Raw genomic sequence first — 18,682 nt, forward strand, 5'->3', positions numbered from 1 at the left:
ATGTCCGGTCATCCGCTCCATTGGTCAACCCACGTCAACGGTGCGTTGCAGGAGGCTGGGCGCCGCACCCAGCAGTTTGGCCGTGTACGCATCGGACGGGCTGTCGAATACTTCCTGGGCCGTTCCCTGCTCGACGATCCGCCCGGCGTTCATGACGACGATGGTGTCGGAGACGTACCGCACCGTCTGTATGTCGTGCGAGATGAACACCATGCCGAGCCCCAACCGAGCCTTGATGTCGCTGAGCAGATTCAGGATCTGCGCTCGCACCGAGACGTCGAGCGCCGACGTCGGCTCGTCGGCCACGATGACGTCAGGTTCGAGCGCGAGTGCACGCGCGATCGCGACACGTTGCCGCTGACCGCCGGAGATCTGGCTCGGGATGACTTCGAGCGCAGATTGGGGGAGTCCGACCAAACCGACCAGCTCGCGAACTCGGGCGGTCCGGCTCGCGCGGTTGCCGATGCCGTGGACGTCGAGTGGATCGGTGAGGATGTCGGCCACCGTCATTCGGGGATTGAGCGCGGTAGCCGGATCCTGGAAGACGATCGAAATCGCCCGGCCGAACTCCTTGCGCACGCCGGCCGACCGGGTCAGAGCGCTTCGGCCGCGAAAGACCACGTCGCCCGACGTCGGTTTCTGCAGTCCGACCATGACTTTGGCCAGAGTGGACTTGCCACAACCCGACTCGCCCACGATGCCGATCGTCGTCCCTCGTCGTACGTCGATACTGACATCGTTGACCGCGTGAACCGTGCCGGGTTTGAACAGTGATCCCGAACGGGTCTTGTGGACGACGTGAATGTTCTTCAGTTCCAGGATGGGTGCTTCAGCTGTAGTCATCGCACGCTCTCCAATTCCGATTCTGTACGTACGGGAGTCGCGGACTGGTTGGCGAACCAATGCTCGGTCCCATCGACCCGGACCATCTCCGGCTTACGGAGGGGGTCGGAGTCCGGGCGAGTGGAACGCTCGGCGAAACGGTCACCCGCCGCGAAGTTTCCGGGCGAGGGAACAGTTCCCTGAATCTGATGCAGTCGCGGCGCTTCGTCCTCGATAGAGAGAACGGCACCGAGAAGGCCCTGGGTGTATTCGTGGCGGGGATCGACGAGCAGATCACTCGTGGGCGCCGACTCGACGACCTGACCGGCGTACATCACCGTGATCTTGTGGGCCAGGGAGGCTACGAGTGCCAGGTCGTGGCTGACGAAGACCATTGCAAATCCCAGCTTTTTCCGAAGATCGTTGAGCAAGTCCACGACCTGGGCCTGGACGGTGACGTCGAGGGCGGTGGTGGGCTCGTCCGCGACGATCAACCGTGGACTGCGGGTGAGCGACATGGCGATCAGAACGCGCTGGCGCTGACCACCGGAAAGCTCGTGTGGGTAGCTGGCGAGAGTGCGCACCGGATCGAGTCCGACGAGTTCGAGCAGTTCCTCGGCTGTGCGGGTACCGCCGCGCTTGGTGAGCTGCTTGAACTGCGCGCGTATCAGCATCGCCGGGTTCAGTGAACTCAGCGCATCCTGGTAGATCATGGCCATGTCGTGTCCGCGTAGCTTGTTTCGCTCCCGGTTGTTCAGCTCGAGGACGTTGACTCCGTCGAACAGGATCTCGCCGGTCACCACTGCCGTCTTGGGTAGCAGACCCATGATCGCCAGCGACGTGAGCGACTTTCCGCAACCGGACTCGCCGACGAGCGCCATCGTCTCGTTCGGGCGGACGGTGAAGCTCACGTTGTCGACGATCGCCGTGTCTCCGTAGCGTTCCGGGAACCGGATCGTGAGATTGCGGACCTCGAGGAGTGGTGCGGCATCACCCTCGTACACAAGACGATCGGACCGAGATCGCTCGGTTTCCGCCAGGATCTTCAGGTGAGTTTCGAGAGGAGTCGGCTCGGCGGCCGGTTTCAGGACATCTTTCACGACGCTCGGGTCGGCGAAGTCGTCGATCAACTCCGGAGTGTTGGCGACCGATGCGGCTTCGTCCTCCAGAATGAGTTCGTTGGAGGTCTCCTCCGCTGCGGCGGTCTGCGCTGCTTGGAGTGCGGAGGGCGTCTTCTTGGTCTTCTTCAGACTCGGATCGGCCATCGCGTCCGTCAGGCCCTCGGCGAGCACGTTGAGGGATAGCACCGTCAGAAGAATCAGCAGACCGGGGAACACCGTTGCCCACCAACCACCGAGAAGGACCATGTTCTTGCCGTCGGCGATCACCGATCCCCACGACGGGTCCGGGGGACGCACACCTGCTCCGATGAACGACAGGCTGGCCTCGAGCACGATGGCGTCGGCGACCATGACAGTGCAGAAGACGAGAACGGGCGCAGCACAGTTGGCTACGACGTGCTTGACTACGATGTGTGAAGTTCTTGCGCCGATGACCTTTTCGGCCGCGACGTAGTCCTCACCATACTGAGCGAGAACGTTCGCGCGAACGACGCGAGCCACCATCGGTGTGTAGAGGAACGCGATAGTGACGATCAGAACCGGGATCGAACCACCGAAGGCCGCGACGAGTACGGCAGCGAGCGCAATGCCCGGGAACGCCATGACCACGTCGAGCACTCGCATGATGGTCTCGTCGACGCCTTTTCGGCTCGTTGCGGCCACCGATCCGATGAGAGCGCCGGCGCACAGTGCGAGGAAGGTGGAACCGAGACCGATGGTCAGCGACCAGCGTCCGCCGTAGAGCAAGCGGCTGAACAGATCTCGGCCGAGGCTGTCCTGACCGAACCAGTGGTCGGCGCTGGGGCCCGCGGTACCTACCGCCTGTTCGAGTGGGGTGTACTGCGTGATCAGCGGCGCGAAGAGGCAGGCGAGCACGATGATCGCGAGAACCGCCATCGACAGCCAGGCCGAGAGGGGGAAGCGAGAAAAGGTGATGCCGGGTCGCGAAAGCTTCTCGGTGAGTTTTCTTCTCATCATGCTGCGCTCCGAAGTCGTGGATTGACGAGCAGGTAGAGGATGTCGACGGCGAGGTTGACGACGACGAAGCCGACCGCGATGACGATGACAACTCCCTGAACGACTGCGGGGTCACCGTTGGTGACGCCGTTGATCATGAGCTGACCCATGCCGGGCAGGCCGAAGATCTGCTCGATGACCACAGCGCCACCGAGGAGGTAACCGACACGGAGGCCCAGGACGGTGAGCGGGTTGATCAGCGCGTTACGCAACACATTCCGTCCGATCACCACGTGATAGGGCAGGCCGCTGCCGATCGCGGTCCGGACGTAGTCTTTGTCCAACTCCTCGACCATCGACGTGCGGATGATGCGGGTGAGTTGTGCTGCGACGGGCAGTGACAGGGACAGTGCCGGGAGCGCCATGTACCAGAGCCAGTCGCTGACGGAGTCGCTCGGATTGACGTAGCCACCGGTGGGGAACCATCCGAGTTGAACAGCCAGATACTGAATCATCAGCAGTGCCAACCAGAATGACGGTGCCGCCACACCACCGAGGGAGATCACTCGGATGACCTGATCCGGCCAACGATCGCGGAACAGTGCGCTGGTGACGCCGAAGATCGGCGAGAGCACGATGGCGATCACCAGTCCGAGAACCGTGAGCTGAATGGTCAGTGGCAGAGCGGTGGAGATCGAATCCAACACCGGGGTACCGGAAATCAGACTGTCACCCATGTTGCCGCTGACCAGATCGGTCACGAAGTGAACGTATTGCAGCGGAAGCGGATCGAGCAGTCCGTTCTCTTCCTTGAACTGCTGCAACTGTTCCGCAGTCGGGTTGCCACCGTTGAACGCCGCGGTTGCGGGATCGGTGGGCGCGAACTGCATCACGATGAAGACGAACGCGATGATGCCGAGGATCAGGGGGATCAGTATCAGTAATCGCCTGATCAGCATGGGGAGGACTCTTGCCATCGGGGGATCTCTCAGTTGTGGGAAACGGCCGAGCGGGCGGGTATCAGGCCGGCTTCGCCTGAAGCAGGTTGACGCCGGGGTACGGCAGCGGAGTGACGTCGGCGATCTTTTTCGGATCCCACGCAGTCAGGAGCTCCTGATGGAGAACCGGGTAGTAGACAGCATTTTCGGCGATCTGGTTCAGGTACGACTGCACGAGGGTGCTGCGCTTTGCCGGGTCGGTCTCGCGGGTGGCTTCGTCCATGGTGGCGTAGATCTTCTGCGCTTCGGGGGTGTCGTCCCACTTGGCGTAGGTCTTCGTCCACAAGCCGCCCTTGCTGTACGTGTAGCGGACGAGAAGGTCGACGTCGCTGCCGAATGCCTGCGGGTTGGACGTACCGGCGGCGATCTGGAACTTCTGGCCACTGTTGAGCTTGCTCACCATGGCGCTGGTGTCCTGCGGTTCGAGCGTCGTGTTGAATCCGACTGCGTCCCACGACTCTTTGATGGTCGGCAAGCAGTCGCTCAGCCAGCTGACGTTGGTGGAGAGCAGTGTCAGGTCGAGGCCACTGACGCCGGCGGCAGCAAGGAGTGAGCGGGCCTTGTCCGGATCGTACGAGTAGACGGTGGACGCTCGCGCGTAGTCGGGGTTGCGCTCGTACAGGTAGCTCGTGGCCGGTGCTGCCTTGCCGCCGAGGGCGATCTCGATCATCTTCGGGGTGTTGATCGCATAGAACATCGCCTGGCGAACACGAACGTCGTCGAACGGTGCCTGAGTCGTGTCGAAGAGCAGGTACATGAGGTTCATGCCCGGGTTGCCCTCGACGGTGCGCCCACCGGAGGTCAGAGTGGGGACGTTGGCGACGGGGATGTTGTCGGCGAGTTGTGCACCGGCATTGTTGCCCGAGACGCGCGCGATGCGTGAGGAGGTGTCGACGATGGAGAGCCAGTTCATGGTCGCGAAGTTGGCCGGACGCGGCCCGTTGTACGCCTCGAAGGCCTCGAAAGCTGTGTTGCTCTTGGGGGTGTGGCTCTTGAGCTTGTACGGACCGGAACCGACGACCAGCGCTCCGGACTTGGCCTCGTCCCAGTGGCCGTCGAAGACGTGCTTGGGCATGATCTTGGCGATCGAGAGACGCTGTGCGGCAGCGCTGAACGGGTAGTTGAAGTTCAGGGTCACCGTTTGGTCGTCGACCTTGGTGACGGACTGCAGCCAGGAGGAGAAGAAGGAGCGGATCAGTACGTTCTGCTGTGGATCGAGGATGCGATCGAAGGTGAAGACGACGTCGTCCGAAGTGACCGGGGTGCCGTCGTGCCAGGTTGCTCCCTCGCGGATTTTCATGGTCCAGCTCGAGGCGGTGGCGTCGGTCGGGACGGCCTGTGCGAGCGCCGCATACGTCTCACCGGTGCCTGGATCGTTTTCGAGCAGTCCCTCGTAGACGTGGTTGACCGCTGCCATGAGGAAACCGGATGCAGTCTGCATCGGGTCGAAGCTCTGGTCGTTGCCGTATCCGATGGCGGTGGTCAGATCGCCGGTGCTCGCGGAACCGCCGACAACCGAGGTCGACGACGGCCCGCCGCCACAGGCCGCGAGAGTCGCGGTGATACCTGCTGCAGCTCCCAGTAGCCCGGTGTACCGGAACAGGTCTCGGCGGGTGAACGCGGAGCTCAGCGGTCGTTCGTTCTTCAAGGCGGCCTCCAAGGCGGGGAGCGGGACATCAAGGGAGTGGATAGGGGATGTCCTATGTTCGACGTCCGATGTTGCGTAACTTACATTGTGGATCAGAAAGCGTCTAGAGAATCTTCGGAACTGGCGGCGCCGAACTTCGACGTTTCGCCGGATTCGAGCCAAAAATAGTGCGCTCACCTGCATAGATGAAGACTGTGTTACCGGCGTCGAATTGACGAGCGATGACGCTGGCCGTATAACATAGGACATCCCTCATCCAATCTTTGGAGACTTCATGACCCGATACAAAGTCGGTGTGGTCGGTTGCGGATTCTTCGGTAGTTCCCTCGCTCGCGAGCTGGCTGCCCATCCACGTTTCGAACTGACGATGCTGTGCGACCGTGACTTCGAGCGGGCCAAGGACGTCGCCGCAGAGTTCTCGGCAACCCCGACAGACGATCACGACGCGGTGGCCGCTCACCCGGAGTTGGCCCTCGTTGTCGTCGCGACGCCCAATCACGCGCACGCCGAACCTGCCATCGCGGCGCTCGAACACGGCAAGGCAGTTTTTGTCGAGAAGCCACTCGCCGTCGAACTGGTCGATGCGCAGAACATGATCGCGAGCGCCGACGCGAGCGGTTCGCCGTTGATGGTCGGGCACATCATGCGGATGATGCCGGGTGTACGACGGCTGGCGGACCTGCTGACGTCGGGGGAGCTCGGCGAGGTCGCTGCGATCGAAACGTCTCGCTCACGCTGGATCGACACCGACGGCGCAGATCCACAGTGGTGGAAGCTCGACAAGAGCCGAACGGGTGGAGAACTGACTCACGAGATTCACGAACTGGACCTGATGTGCTGGCTCGGCGGCGAGGTGACTGCCGTGTCGAGCATCGCCACCGCGGACGACGGCTTCCGCAACACAGTGGTGTCGTTCGCCGGCGGCGCGATCGGCAGACACACCATTTCGACGCGGTCACACACTTCGTCGTGGCAGCTGACCGTCGATGCCACCGAAGGTTCGGTCCACGCGGACTTCCACACCGGCCGGGTCAGCCGACTGCGCGGGGGACAGGTCGTAGAGTCGTGGCCGATCTTCGACGTCGACGCCGAGAACCAATCGTTGATCGACGCTGCGAGCAGGACGCAGAAGTACAACTCGGGCAACGGAGGATCCTCGCTGTGGATGCAGGCTGCGATTCGTCACGAAATCGACGAGATGGCAGCAGTTCTCGACGGCAAGGCTGATCCCGACTCGCCGTTGACGTACGCACGTGAACGCGCACTCGTCGTCGCCGAACAGGTGCGACTCGGTGGCGGCGAACCGGCAGCGCTCTCGGGAAGTGCCAAGTGACGGTGCGTGTAGCCGTCATCGGAAGTGGCGGAATCGCGCGGGACCACGTCAGCGCCTTGGCGCGCATCCCGTCGGTCGAAGTCGCCTACGTATTCGGCAGTGACTTGGACCGGGCCGCATCGGTTGCGGCGTTGGCGCCGGGCGCGAAGGCCAGTACCGATCTGGCGAAGATTCTCGCCGACCCGAGCGTGCAGGCGGTCAACGTCGTCGGGGCCACTCCCGACCACGCACCCGTGACGATAGCCGCGGGCCGCGCGGGAAAGCATGTGCACGTGGAGAAGCCGGCCGCGCTGACAGTCGCGGACTTCGACGCCATGGTCGAGGCCACCGAAGGTGGCGGCACCTCACTGATGGTCGGACAGACCGTACGATTCCAGCCGTCGATCACCTCGATCGGAAACTCGGTTGCACAAGGTGCCATCGGCGACCCCCGGTTGATCCATCTCAGTTGGTACACCGGCCATGTCTGGCCAGGGGGCTGGCGAGGCTGGCAACACGACAAGGAACGTTCGGGTGGTCACCCCGTTCACAACGGAACCCACGCACTCGATCTGGTGACGTGGCTGATCGGTCGTCGTCCGACCCGTGTGTTCGCTCGTAGTTTCCCCACCTTCGCGGCGGGGATGCCCGTGCACGACAGCTTCCATCTGACCGTTCGCTTCGAGGACGGATCGCTGGCTCTCATCGAATTGGCCTACGCGCTACCACAATCGGGAAAGATGGTACGCCGGATCGTGGTGTCGGGGACTTCCGGCACGCTCGCGCACGACACCGGCGACGACCCGGGACTGATGACGGACACGACCAACGCGCCGCCGTCGTCGATCGAGGACGCGATGTCGCATCAGATGCGTCACTGGATCGCCACTCTCGACGGTTCCGCGAGCCCGATAGTCGAGAACTGGCAGGTGCGTGCAGCTCTCGCGACTGCCATCGCTGCCCAGCAATCGCTCGACACCGGCCGCGCTGTCTCGATCGGAGAAAACCAATGACCGGCACCGGTTCGATCCGCGTCGGATTTGTCAGCGGCGTCAGGCATGCCGGCTCCTATGCAGACCTGTTGCGTTCCGATCCTCGAGTGAGCCTGGTCGGGGCCTCCGACGAATCCTCGGTCCCCGATTGGATTCGTGAGGACGGAATCGCGATGGCAAAGGCCGCAGACATCGAGTGGATCGACGAACTCGGCGAGCTGCTCGACCCCGAACGGATAGACCTGGCGATCATCTGCAGTGAGCCGACCAGGCATGCACGGCTTGCGATTTCCGCATTGAACGCCGGACTCGACGTCCTGGTGGACAAGCCGGTGGGTATCGACGAGTCGGAGGCCGCGGCGGTCGAGGAAGCGGCACGGTCGAACGGGCGAATCTGTACGGTGGTGAACCGCACTCATTCACCTGCGCTCCGGCGACTGCGCCGCTGGATCGACGCCGGAAATCTCGGACTGCCGCGCCACGTGGACATCGAGTTCCTCGCAAGCGGAACACATTTCGCGACGTCCGTCGAGCGTCCCGAACTGGTGGTGGATCCCGCGCTTTCCGGCGGGGGAGAAGTAGTGAACTTCGCCGGTTACGCCGCCGACTACCTCAGATACCTCACCGGCCTGGACGTCACCGAGGTGTACGCCGAGACGAGCACACTGTACGGCGGGGCCCACCAGCAGTTCGGCGTCGAAGACACGGCGTTGATCTCGCTCGCCCTGGAAAACGGCGTCACCGCGACGGTGACCGTCGGAAGAATCCCCGCAGCACCGGGTTTCGGCGCGAATACCGCGACGGTTCGGGTCCTCGGCTCCCACGGATACGCGAGTTCCGACGACGACAAACCTGCCGTGACCCACTTCGTCGCCTCGGGAGACGTGACCGCACTACCCATCGGCGGCTTCGGTTCCGACAACGCGGTGTCGAGCTTTCTCTCTCACGTGCTCGATCGACTCCCCACACGGACCGAACCCGACTACACCGTGGCAGACGCCCGCGCGTCGATGCGCGTGATCGACGCTGCCTATCTGTCCGCCTCGAGCGGTCAGCCGGTCTCCGTTTCTCCCTGACAGCCGCACCCACAACTCAATCCGACAACCAACATATGGAGACCCCATGAGCACGGAAACCACCACCTTCAGCGGAATCGTCCCGCCGATCGTCACACCATTGACGCTCGAGGGCGAGATCGACACCACGTCGCTCGAACGCCTGCTCTCACTGCAGATCGAAGCCGGAGTCGACGGCTTGTTCGTCCTCGGTTCCTCGGGTGAGGTCGGTTACCTCACCGACGCTCAGCGCGCCCAGGTGGTGCAGACGGCCATCGGTCACGTCGGCGGCCAGGTACCGGTCCTCGTCGGAGTGAACGACATGACCACCAACCGGGTCATCGCCGTTGCCGAGCAGGCGCGTGAAGCGGGCGCGGATGCCATCGTCGCGACGGCGCCGTTCTACGCGATCACCGATGCAGTCGAGACGGCAACGCATTTCCGCTCCATCCACGCCGCAGTGGATCTTCCGTTGTTCGCCTACGACGTCCCGGTTCGTGTCCACAGCAAGCTCAGCCCGGCAATGCTGGTCGAGCTCGGTCGCGAGGGAGTCATCGCCGGCGTGAAGGATTCGAGCGGCGACGACGTCAGTTTCCGTATGTTGCTCCGTCAGTCGGCCGGGCTCGAAAACTTCGCTGTCTTCACCGGGCACGAGGTAGTCGTCGACGGATGCCTGCTGATGGGTGCTTCGGGCGCTGTGCCCGGCTTGGCGAACGTGGACCCGCACGGCTACGTGCGACTGTGGCGCGCTGCGCAGGCAGGAGACTGGGCGGCGGCGAAGGCCGAGCAGGATCGACTCACCGATCTGTTCTCCATCGTCGAGGCACCGACACCGGGTCGCGTCAGTGCCGGTGCCGCGGGTCTGGGCGCATTCAAGACGGCTCTGGCCCTGCGCGGCGTCATCACCGGCAACACGATGTGCGCCCCGATGCTCTCGCTCGACGAGTCCGAGACCGCAACGATCAAGGTCGTTCTGGAACAGGCGGGGCTCCTCTGACATGACATCTGGGCAGAAGCGATGGATCGGCATCGACATCGGCGGCACCAAAGTGGCTGCCGCGGTGGTGACGTCCGACGGAGACGTGATCGACACCGTTCGTGCGGCAACACCGACGGCGGGTAGGGAAGCCGTTCTCGGGACCGCTACCGCGTTGATCGACCGTCTGAGGGCGAATCACACGGTAGCCGGAATCGGAGTCGGTGCACCGGGAATCATCGATCGGGTGCGTGGCCGCGTCGTCTTCGCCTCCGACATTCTGTCTGGATGGAGTGGCGCCGAGGTTCGCGGAGAACTCGAGGCACACTCAGGCCTACCAGTGACGGTGGACAACGACGTGCGCGCGATGGCTCACGGCGAGAACATGATCGGCGCCGGTCGCGGTCGAACCTCTGCACTGTTCGTCTCGATCGGTACCGGAATCGGTGGCGCGTTGACCGTGGGCGGTCAGCTGTACCACGGTGCCCACGGAACAGCCGGCGAGCTCGCGCATCTGTTGGTTCCGGTCTCCGGGGCGATAGGTTGCGGTTGCGGCAGAACCGATCACCTCGAGGCAGTCGCGTCTGGCCCGGCGATGGCAGCCGAGTACGCAGCGCGGGCGGGTGTGCCCACTCAACCGTTACAGGCAGTGGTGGCGCTCATGCACTCGGGCGATCCGATCGCCCGTGCCGTGGTCTCCGACGCCGGTACTCTGCTGGGCCGCGTCCTGGCCGGCATCGCGACTGCATTCGATCCCGAGGTGATCGTCATCGGCGGCGGCGCAGCCCAGATCGGAGCCGACCTCCTGTCTCCGCTGACGTCCGCTTTCCGGGTGGAAGCGATGGGCCCCATTGCCGAAACCGCCATTCTTCCTGCCCGTTTGGGGACCGATGCGCCGCTCGTCGGCGCTGCGCTCCTGGCCGCCGCAACACGAATCGAGGTAACACCGTGACTGTCGAAGAATTGCTCACGATCATCAGCGGGAAGCTGATCGTGTCCTGTCAGGCCGGACACGGCCATGCCCTGCGCGACACCGGGACCATCGAGAGGATGGCCCGCGCTGCGGTCGACGGGGGAGCGGTGGCTATCCGCTGCGGCGGTGTGGGCGGAACCCCGGATGTCGCAGCAGTCGTGTCGGCAGTGAAGGTACCGGTGATCGGTTTGACGAAGATCGGCTCGGAGGGCGTGTTCATCACGCCGACAAGGGAATCAGCCCTCGAAGTCGTGGATTCGGGTGCGCAGATCGTGGCTGCCGACGCCACGCTGCGACCTCGTCCGGACGGGCTGACCTTTGCCGACACCGTCGACGCGGTCCATGATCGCGGCGGCCTCGTCATGGCCGACTGTGGAACACTCGAGGACGGCGTCGCTGCCGCCGCGTCGGGCGCCGACATCATCTCCAGCACACTGGCGGGATACACCGAGAACAGCCGACGGCTGGCCGGCCCGGACCTGGAGCTGATCTCGGAACTGCGGCAGGCACTTCCAGATGCAGTCCTCATTGCCGAGGGGCGATACCACAGCCCGGAGGATGCGGCACGCGCCATCGCCCTGGGTGCAGACTCGGTGGTTGTCGGAACCGCAATCACGGATCCGGCGTTCATCACGTCGAAGTTCGCAGCGGCAGTATCGGGCGCCGAAAGGTCGAGGGTGTGACCCCGACGTCGAAGGCTCTGAAATCCAGGACCGCTGAACGGATTCGGCTGGAGACTTTGCTCGGCGACTCCTCGACGCCGATACGGTGGGTCTTCACCGGCGACAGCATCACTCAAGGATTGACGCACACCGACGGTCATCGAAGTTACGTCGAACACTGCGCCGAGCGCGTCCGTGGTGAACTTTCCTTGTTCAACCACGTCCTTGTCAACACCGGGGTGAGCGGCAATCGATCCTCCGATGTGCGTGCGGGTTTCGCGCACCGCATCGAAGTGTTCGAACCCTCGGTGGTGTTGATCATGCTCGGTACGAATGACGCATTGGATGGCGAAGAAGAACTGGAGCGGTTTCGAGACGACCTCTCGGACATGATTTTCCGGACGCGAGCGATCGGTGCGGTGCCGATCCTGCAGACGCCGCCACCGATCGACGTCGAGAATGCGCCCACCAGAGCGGGATTGGTTCAGTACGTCGAGGTCGTGCGGCAGGTTGCCGCCTCGACGCGCGTTGTGTTCGTCGACCACTACGCGCAGTGGACGGCCCATTCTCCCGATGGTCCACCGCCGGCTCTCCTGGCTGACGCATTCCATCCGAACGAACAAGGGCACTACGTGCTCGCGGACGCCGTGCTCCGTGAGTTGTCGATCGCGGATACCGAAGTTCCCGTTGTACCGCAGGTGATGTCGTGATGCATCGTGGACAAATTCTTCGTGGACAACTGGTGACCGGTGGGCAACTGCTTCCGGACGGTGTCGTCGAGATTTCCGGTGATCGTGTGGTGTGGGCCGGGCCCGCGTCGCAGCGAACCGACCCGTTACCCGAACGGGCAGCTGCGGGGACAACGATCATCCCGGGGTTGGTGGACGTTCACTGCCACGGCGCCGGCGGATTCGGTTTCCCCGAGGCAGACGAGTTCGGATCCACCGTGGCTGCCGATCACCACCGGACGAACGGCACGACCTCGGTGATCGGCTCGCTCGTCTCCGCGCCGCCGCAGATCCTGCGCAGTCGCATCGAGCTCCTGGCAGGACTGGTGGACGAGGGCACGCTGGCCGGAATTCACCTGGAAGGTCCATTCCTGTCGGTACTCCGTTGTGGCGCCCAGGATCCCGACAGCATTCTCGACGGCGACCCGGCTCTGCTCGAGTCGCTGCTCGAAGCCGGCCGCGGGCACATCCGCTCGATGACGATCGCTCCGGAGACAGCACACTTCGGCGAACTTGCCTCATTGCTGGAGCGTCACCGGGCCGTCGTGAGTATCGGACACACCGATGCGTCCAACCCGATTGCGACACGTTCGATCGCACACTCGGCGCATGCACCGCTCAGTGCCACTCACCTGTTCAACGGTATGGCTCCGATGCATCATCGCGCTCCCGGCGCAGTGGCGGCGTGTCTTGCCGCGGCCGCGAAAGGACAGATGGTGGTCGAGTTGATCGGGGACGGAGTACATCTCGCCGACGAGACGGTGGCGACGGTGTTCGATCTGGTCGGTCCGCATCAGATCGCGTTGGTCTCCGACGCGATGGCTGCGGCGGGAATGCCCGACGGACGCTACCCACTCGGACCTCTCGACGTCGACGTGGTCGGTGGCGTGGCGCGGCTGGCCGGCCAGGGGGACACGGCCATTGCCGGCGGGACGAGTCGGTTGATGGACATTGTCCGCAGAGCCGTCAATCACGCGGGCGTCGATCTGCTTTCGGCTGTCATCGCAGCGACGGCAACGCCTGCTGCGCTGATGGGGCTGGCCGGAATAGTCGGCGATCTCGTGCCGGGTTGCCGGGCCGATCTGATCGTCACCGGTCCAGAACTCGAAACGCGCGCCGTCATGGCCGCTGGGAACTGGCTCATGAACTACACCGAAAGCTGAGGAATCAACCGATGGAAATTGTCATTGTCGACAGTGCGGAGGCGGCCGGCACCGTTGTTGCCGACGTCTTCGAACACGCGGTGCATTCAGGTGCACGGACTTTGGGCCTGGCGACAGGATCTTCACCGCTCTCGGTGTACCGCGAACTCGCGCGCCGTCACCGCGAGGAAGGGTTGAGTTTTGCCGGCGTGCAGGCGTTCCTGTTGGACGAATACGTCGGCCTGCCGGAAGGCCATCCGGAGTCGTATGCCCAGGTGATCCGCACCGAGCTGGTGAATCACCTGGACCTGGACACGGCAAGGGTATTCAGCCCCGACGGAACCGCGCCGGATCCATTTGCCGCCGCGGCGGCCTACGACCGGGCGATTGCGTCGAATGGTCCGGTGGACGTTCAACTTCTGGGCATCGGCGGCAACGGTCATATCGGTTTCAACGAACCGACGTCCTCACTGAATTCGAGGACCAGGGTCAAGACGCTGACGGAACAGACTCGAACCGACAACGCCCGATTCTTCGAGAGTCCGGACGACGTACCACGGCACGTGATCACCCAGGGCCTCGGAACTATCTGCGAAGCAAAGCATCTGGTGATGATCGCGACCGGCGAGCACAAGGCCGCTGCGATTGCCGCTGCCGTCGAGGGGCCGCTGGCCGCGGTGTGCCCGGCATCGGTCCTCCAACTGCATCCACACGCGACAGTGGTGATCGACGAGGCAGCGGCGTCACAGCTTCGGCTCACCGAGTTCTACAAGACGGTGTCGGCGCACAAACCGCTTGCTCAGCACTACTGAGACATCGGACTAGACGGGCTCTCGCGTTTTCTCGAGTCCGAGTGCCATTTCGGGAGTGAGTAATTGGAAGTCGGATTCCCCACGCCGACGGATCCACACCGGATCGGAGGTGTTCCAGCGTTCGGCGCTCTGCGTTCGAGTGACCACCTTGAACGTCGCCGTTCTCGGGAACTCACTGCACACTCGGATCAAGGTCGGCTTCTGCTTCGGCCCGAGTTCCGGCCGGGAATCGATGTATTCGGCTACGGCTGCCGGGTCGAAGTTGTCGACATCGCCGACCGGAATCACCGACGCCATGACGCGGTCGCCGACGTCGCTGTCGGGGACTGCGTACACGGACACCTGCGCGAAGCCCGGGTAACCGACCAGGGAGCGTTCGATGGGTGCGGCACCGATGTTCTCGCCGTCCACTCGCAGCCAACCGGAACTGCGTCCCGCGAAGTAGACGTAACCGTCGACGTCGGTGTACGCCAGATCGCCACTCCAGTACTGGCCGTTGCGCATTCGCTCGGCGTCGGCTTCCGGGTTCTTGTAGTACCCGGCGAATGTGCCTGGGCCGGTGACATTGACCAGTTCACCAGTTGCCTCGTCGGCGTTGGTGATCCGGCCGTCGGCATCGAAGACTGCAGGCGGGCATGGCGCTCCGGTCTCGGGATCGAGGATCTTGACGCCGTCCGGGAGCAGTCCGAGGGCGCCTGGCCGGGGAACCGGTGCCGCGGAGATCGAAATGCCGCCCTCGGTGGAACCGAACCCGTCGATGACGCGAGCGTCGAAGCGCCGGACGAAGGTGGCGACGGCGGGCGCCGAACCCTCGTTGCCGTACATGATCTTCAAGGTGTTGTCCCGCTCGTTCGGCACCTCGGGGGTGGAAGCGATGAAGGACAACGGCTTTCCGACGTAGTTGGAGTACGTGATTCCGTACTTGTGAACGTCGGGTAGAAAACCCGAAGCGGAGAACTTGCGTCGCATGGCAATTCCCGCACGAGCGTGCAGCGCGACCGTCCACGCCGCCATCATCGCGTTGGAATGGAACATGGGCATCGCCATGTAGACGACGTCGTCGGCGCCGAGCCCGAAACGATCGGCAAGCATGACGCCGGGAGAGGCCAACTTGTGGTGCGTGCACCGAACCGCTTTGGGATCACCGCTGGTTCCGGAAGTGAAGATGAGCATCAACAGATCGTCGGGCTGCGCCGTCGACGCGTAGGCCGGCGTATCGGCGAAGGGCGCCAACAATTCCGCCCAGGCCGGAGAATCCACGTTGATCACCCGGACGTCGCCGAGATCGACGTCGTCGAGTAGATGTGCCTGGTTGTTCTCGGTGAAGATGACCTGGCAGTCGGAGAGCGCAATGTCTCGCACCAATGCCGGGCCGCGCCTGGTCGTGTTCAGCCCGGCGGCGACCGAACCCGAGAACGATGCCGCTCCGAGCAGCAGCGAGAACTCGGGGACGTTCTCCATCAGAAGTCCGAAATGCCTGGGGCGCGTTCGATCGAGCAGCGTGTCCAGCAGCGCTGCTCGATCGAACGAGCCTTGAACGTGCTCGCGCCAGGTGATGACCTGGTCCTCGAAACGGATACCGCGGTCGTCGATCTCGCTGACTCCGAGGAGTAGATCGGAAACAGTGGGGCTCTGACTCATAGCTGCATCATCATCGATTCGTCTCGGACCAGGTCATGGATTTCCACTCGGTGGGACGCACTCAGGCAGGGACTGCGGCAAGTACCTTGCCGAGCGCGCGAAGCTGATCCGTTGCGTTGCCGAGCAGGAACTCGTGATGCTTGGCCGCGAGGAAGTAGCGGTGAACTGGATGGTCCTCGTCCAGACCGACACCGCCGTGAACGTGAACAGCGGTGTGCCCGACACGGTGTCCCGCATCTGCAGCCCAGAACTTGGCCGTCTGTACAGCGCCGTCGGAAGGAAGTCCTTCGCTCAGACGCCACGCGGCAGCCCACAGAGTCAGACGAACACCCTTGACGTCGATGTATCCGTCTGCGAGGCGCTGGGCCACTGCCTGGAAACTACCGATCGGTCGACCGAACTGCACACGCTCGGTGGCATATTCGGCGGTCAGCTTCAACGCTTGATCGAGCACTCCGTACTGGTAGGCGGTCGAACCGAGCTGAATTCGCTCGACGATCCACGCCGCGATGTCCGATCCCTGGGCAACCGAGCCGAGAACACGATCGGCCGGGATCTGCACCGAATCGAATTCGACGAGACCCGCGCTCGAGAAATCTGTGGTCGATTGCCTGGTAATGCTCACGCCCGCGTCCGACGGTTCGACGAGGAAGACCGCGACGCCGTCCTCGGTGATGGCGGGGACGAGGAACAGATCTGCGAGCGGTGCACTGTCGACGGTGATCTTGGCTCCGTCGATGCGCCAACCTTCGGCGGTTTTCTCGGCACGCGTGACGGGGTGGGCCGGGTCGTCGTTGTATTCCTCGGCGAGGGCCGCGGTGAGTACCTTCTCGCCGGCGGCGGCAGCGCTCGCCCATTCGTCTCGCTGTTGGTCCGAGCCGAATTCCGCTATCGCTGCGGCGGACCCGACGATGGACGTCAGGAACGGAACGGCTGCAACACCGCGTCCGAGTTCGGCCAGGATGCTGCACTGCTCGAGGACCCCGAATCCGTCTCCGCCGACCGACTCCGGAAGGGCCGCACCGAGGACGCCGGCCGAGGCCAGAGCGTTCCACAAGATGGCGTCGAAGCGGTCTTCCGCGGCGTCGAGTTCACGAAGGCGATCGTTGGTGACCAGTTCGGTGACTACGGATCGTGTCAGGCCGGACAGGTCCTGCTGGGCCTCGGTAAGGGTGAATTCCATGATCGTGGGTCCTTATCGCTTCGATGCGGGAAGCCGCAGAGCTGTCATTCCGATGATGTCGCGTTGCACTTCGTTGGTACCGCCGCCGAACGTCAGGATCAGCGAAGAACGATGCATACGTTCGATGCGGCCGCGCAGAAGGGCGCCGGGGGAGTTCTGCCTGATCGTGGCGGAGGATCCGAGGATTTCCATCAGCAAGCGGTAAGCCTCGGTGGCGAATTCGGTACCGAACACCTTGTTGGCGGACGCAGCTTCGGGGCCGGGAGCGTGATCGGTTGCGGAGGCGATTTCCCAGTTCATCAACTTCAGGTACTCGGCTTTGGCATGCACGCGAGCCAGATTGATCTGCACCCATTCCTGGTCGATCATGCGTCGGCCGTCGGGCAGCTTGGTGTTCTGTGCCCACTCGCGGACCTCACGCTGCGCGGTCAGAATCGGTCCGGCCGAGGTGAGGGCAACGCGCTCGTGGTTGAGCTGATTGGTGATCAGTGCCCAGCCGCCGTGTTCCTGACCCACGATCGACGACGCCGGGACCCGCACGTCCTGGTAGTAGGTGGCGCTGGTGTCGGGGCCGGCCATGGTGTGAACCGGTGTGTAGGAGAAGCCTTCTGCCGTGGTGGGGACGATCAGCATGCTGATTCCCTTGTGCTTCTTGGCTTCCGGATCGGTGCGGCACGCCAACCACACGTAATCGGCGTACTGGATCAGGCTGGTCCACATCTTCTGCCCGTTGATGACGTAATCGTCACCGTCACGGACCGCCGACGTGCGCAGAGAGGCCAGGTCGGTGCCGGCCTCGGGCTCGGAGTAGCCGATCGCGAAGTGGAGCTCACCGCGAGAGATCTTGGGCAGGAAGAAGGCCTTCTGCTCGTCCGTACCGAAATGCATGATTGTCGGCGCTACCGAATTGATCGTCAGGAACGGCACCGGTGCACCGGCGATGGCGGCTTCGTCGGTGAAGATCAGCTGGTCCATCGCGGAGCGTTCCTGTCCGCCGTACTCTTTCGGCCAACCCAGGGTGAGCCAGCCGTCCTGGCCCATCTGCGCGACGACTTCGCGGTACACATTGCCTTCGCCGTACTCACCCGTCGTGGCGGCGAGCGCTTCACGCCGCTCGGGAGTCATCAGTTGTGCGAAGTAGGCACGCAACTCCTCCTGGAGCTGTTGCTGCTCAGGGGTGTAGGTGATGTGCATGGTTACCTCTCCATAGAGATACGAATCAAAGCGTCAACCATTCGATTGACACAGGTTCTATCGATGCGTTCATCGGCGACAAGGGGCGCCCTCGCCGTCTCCGGCGGATCGTTCGACGTCCGTTCTCGGTACTTTTTCGAATCATTGCACACGACTGAAACAGGTTCTAGTGTTATCGCCAGGAACGGTGTGCGGCACAGCCCTGCGGCACTCGTTTCGTATCCGTGTTCGTGTGAGCAGTTGTGAGTAGAGAAGAGGAATCGCCATGGAGGTCAGGGTTGATCTGGACCGTTGCGAGGCAAACGGTGTGTGCGTCGGGATCGCGCCCGATATTTTCGACCTCGACGACAACGAGGAGCTCGTGATCAGTTCTGTGCGCCCACCGGAGGATCGCTGGGAGGATGTCCGTTCCGCGATCGCTCAGTGCCCGCGCGCGGCACTGACCGAACATCCGTGACGATGGTTG

At 63.4% G+C, this 18,682-nt stretch carries 17 protein-coding genes; 10 read left to right on the top strand and 7 right to left on the bottom strand.

The genetic code is table 11. The features are described from left to right. Window positions 1-24: 24 nt before the first annotated feature. Genes AOT96_RS15075 through AOT96_RS15090 form a run of 4 tightly spaced genes read right to left on the bottom strand, consistent with a single transcriptional unit; the run spans window position 25 to window position 5,546 of the window. Window positions 25-843: an ABC transporter ATP-binding protein gene (locus tag AOT96_RS15075; RefSeq protein ID WP_003945888.1), complete on the bottom strand. Its 819-nt coding sequence runs from the start codon at window positions 841-843 to the stop codon at window positions 25-27. After that, window positions 840-2,918 (bottom strand): dipeptide/oligopeptide/nickel ABC transporter permease/ATP-binding protein, encoded by a 2,079-nt coding sequence (locus tag AOT96_RS15080; protein ID WP_065351954.1) that lies wholly within the window; start codon window positions 2,916-2,918, stop codon window positions 840-842. Before AOT96_RS15080 ends, AOT96_RS15075 begins: the two co-directional genes overlap by 4 nt. Next, window positions 2,918-3,877 (bottom strand): ABC transporter permease, encoded by a 960-nt coding sequence (locus AOT96_RS15085; protein ID WP_065351955.1) that lies wholly within the window; start codon window positions 3,875-3,877, stop codon window positions 2,918-2,920. Before AOT96_RS15085 ends, AOT96_RS15080 begins: the two co-directional genes overlap by 1 nt. A 43-nt stretch (window positions 3,878-3,920) precedes the next feature. Further along, window positions 3,921-5,546: an ABC transporter substrate-binding protein gene (locus tag AOT96_RS15090; RefSeq protein ID WP_065352853.1), complete on the bottom strand. Its 1,626-nt coding sequence runs from the start codon at window positions 5,544-5,546 to the stop codon at window positions 3,921-3,923. A 274-nt stretch (window positions 5,547-5,820) separates the two neighbouring features. On the opposite strand from AOT96_RS15090, the gene AOT96_RS15095 reads away from it, so the two are divergent. From AOT96_RS15095 to nagB, 9 genes are read left to right on the top strand one after another with little or no spacing between them, the layout of a single operon-like run. Then, a complete protein-coding gene (locus AOT96_RS15095; protein WP_065351956.1) occupies window positions 5,821-6,879 on the top strand; it encodes a Gfo/Idh/MocA family protein in 1,059 nt (352 codons plus the stop codon). Beyond that, complete coding sequence (locus AOT96_RS15100) at window positions 6,876-7,871, top strand: Gfo/Idh/MocA family protein (RefSeq protein ID WP_065351957.1); 996 nt, start codon at window positions 6,876-6,878, stop codon at window positions 7,869-7,871. Before AOT96_RS15095 ends, AOT96_RS15100 begins: the two co-directional genes overlap by 4 nt. Continuing rightward, entirely contained in the window at window positions 7,868-8,926 is a 1,059-nt protein-coding gene (locus AOT96_RS15105) for a Gfo/Idh/MocA family protein (RefSeq protein ID WP_065351958.1), read from the top strand. The genes AOT96_RS15100 and AOT96_RS15105 overlap by 4 nt, the downstream gene beginning before the upstream one ends. A 46-nt stretch (window positions 8,927-8,972) precedes the next feature. After that, entirely contained in the window at window positions 8,973-9,902 is a 930-nt protein-coding gene (locus AOT96_RS15110; protein WP_054827935.1) for a dihydrodipicolinate synthase family protein, read from the top strand. A gap of 1 nt (window position 9,903) precedes the next feature. Beyond that, the gene (locus AOT96_RS15115; protein WP_007734314.1) at window positions 9,904-10,833 is read left to right on the top strand and encodes an ROK family protein; all 930 of its coding nucleotides are present in this window, start codon (window positions 9,904-9,906) and stop codon (window positions 10,831-10,833) included. Continuing rightward, window positions 10,830-11,537: an N-acetylmannosamine-6-phosphate 2-epimerase gene (locus AOT96_RS15120; protein ID WP_007734316.1), complete on the top strand. Its 708-nt coding sequence runs from the start codon at window positions 10,830-10,832 to the stop codon at window positions 11,535-11,537. The genes AOT96_RS15115 and AOT96_RS15120 overlap by 4 nt, the downstream gene beginning before the upstream one ends. Then, complete coding sequence (locus AOT96_RS15125) at window positions 11,534-12,226, top strand: SGNH/GDSL hydrolase family protein (RefSeq protein WP_007734318.1); 693 nt, start codon at window positions 11,534-11,536, stop codon at window positions 12,224-12,226. Before AOT96_RS15120 ends, AOT96_RS15125 begins: the two co-directional genes overlap by 4 nt. After that, a complete protein-coding gene (locus AOT96_RS15130) occupies window positions 12,226-13,407 on the top strand; it encodes an N-acetylglucosamine-6-phosphate deacetylase (protein ID WP_065351959.1) in 1,182 nt (393 codons plus the stop codon). Before AOT96_RS15125 ends, AOT96_RS15130 begins: the two co-directional genes overlap by 1 nt. A gap of 11 nt (window positions 13,408-13,418) precedes the next feature. Further along, a complete protein-coding gene (nagB, locus tag AOT96_RS15135) occupies window positions 13,419-14,198 on the top strand; it encodes a glucosamine-6-phosphate deaminase (RefSeq protein ID WP_065351960.1) in 780 nt (259 codons plus the stop codon). Window positions 14,199-14,207: 9 nt separating this feature from the next. Here nagB and AOT96_RS15140 read toward each other — a convergent pair whose 3' ends face one another. From AOT96_RS15140 to AOT96_RS15150, 3 genes are all read right to left on the bottom strand, one after another. Continuing rightward, window positions 14,208-15,839: a long-chain-fatty-acid--CoA ligase gene (locus AOT96_RS15140; protein ID WP_065351961.1), complete on the bottom strand. Its 1,632-nt coding sequence runs from the start codon at window positions 15,837-15,839 to the stop codon at window positions 14,208-14,210. Between the two features lie 61 nt (window positions 15,840-15,900). Beyond that, a complete protein-coding gene (locus AOT96_RS15145; RefSeq protein WP_042920425.1) occupies window positions 15,901-17,022 on the bottom strand; it encodes an acyl-CoA dehydrogenase family protein in 1,122 nt (373 codons plus the stop codon). A gap of 12 nt (window positions 17,023-17,034) precedes the next feature. Next, window positions 17,035-18,216 (bottom strand): acyl-CoA dehydrogenase family protein, encoded by a 1,182-nt coding sequence (locus tag AOT96_RS15150; protein WP_003945878.1) that lies wholly within the window; start codon window positions 18,214-18,216, stop codon window positions 17,035-17,037. A gap of 265 nt (window positions 18,217-18,481) precedes the next feature. On the opposite strand from AOT96_RS15150, the gene AOT96_RS15155 reads away from it, so the two are divergent. Continuing rightward, the gene (locus tag AOT96_RS15155; protein WP_007734330.1) at window positions 18,482-18,673 is read left to right on the top strand and encodes a ferredoxin; all 192 of its coding nucleotides are present in this window, start codon (window positions 18,482-18,484) and stop codon (window positions 18,671-18,673) included. Window positions 18,674-18,682 lie beyond the last annotated feature (9 nt).

The sequence above is a fragment of the Rhodococcus sp. 008 genome (genome assembly GCF_001682295.1).
Classification (GTDB): Bacteria; Actinomycetota; Actinomycetes; order Mycobacteriales; family Mycobacteriaceae; genus Rhodococcus_F; species Rhodococcus_F qingshengii.

Excerpts from the sequence above, each read along its gene's own strand:
- AOT96_RS15110 (WP_054827935.1), top strand. The coding sequence starts at position 8,973 with ATGAGCACGGAAACCACCACCTTCAGCGGAATCGTCCCGCCGATCGTC.
- nagB (WP_065351960.1), top strand. The coding sequence starts at position 13,419 with ATGGAAATTGTCATTGTCGACAGTGCGGAGGCGGCCGGCACCGTTGTT.
- AOT96_RS15095 (WP_065351956.1), top strand. The coding sequence starts at position 5,821 with ATGACCCGATACAAAGTCGGTGTGGTCGGTTGCGGATTCTTCGGTAGT.
- AOT96_RS15150 (WP_003945878.1), bottom strand. The coding sequence starts at position 18,216 with ATGCACATCACCTACACCCCTGAGCAGCAACAGCTCCAGGAGGAGTTG.
- AOT96_RS15115 (WP_007734314.1), top strand. The coding sequence starts at position 9,904 with ATGACATCTGGGCAGAAGCGATGGATCGGCATCGACATCGGCGGCACC.
- AOT96_RS15105 (WP_065351958.1), top strand. The coding sequence starts at position 7,868 with ATGACCGGCACCGGTTCGATCCGCGTCGGATTTGTCAGCGGCGTCAGG.
- AOT96_RS15075 (WP_003945888.1), bottom strand. The coding sequence starts at position 843 with ATGACTACAGCTGAAGCACCCATCCTGGAACTGAAGAACATTCACGTC.
- AOT96_RS15130 (WP_065351959.1), top strand. The coding sequence starts at position 12,226 with ATGCATCGTGGACAAATTCTTCGTGGACAACTGGTGACCGGTGGGCAA.
- AOT96_RS15145 (WP_042920425.1), bottom strand. The coding sequence starts at position 17,022 with ATGGAATTCACCCTTACCGAGGCCCAGCAGGACCTGTCCGGCCTGACA.
- AOT96_RS15080 (WP_065351954.1), bottom strand. The coding sequence starts at position 2,918 with ATGAGAAGAAAACTCACCGAGAAGCTTTCGCGACCCGGCATCACCTTT.
- AOT96_RS15155 (WP_007734330.1), top strand. The coding sequence starts at position 18,482 with ATGGAGGTCAGGGTTGATCTGGACCGTTGCGAGGCAAACGGTGTGTGC.
- AOT96_RS15140 (WP_065351961.1), bottom strand. The coding sequence starts at position 15,839 with ATGAGTCAGAGCCCCACTGTTTCCGATCTACTCCTCGGAGTCAGCGAG.
- AOT96_RS15085 (WP_065351955.1), bottom strand. The coding sequence starts at position 3,877 with ATGGCAAGAGTCCTCCCCATGCTGATCAGGCGATTACTGATACTGATC.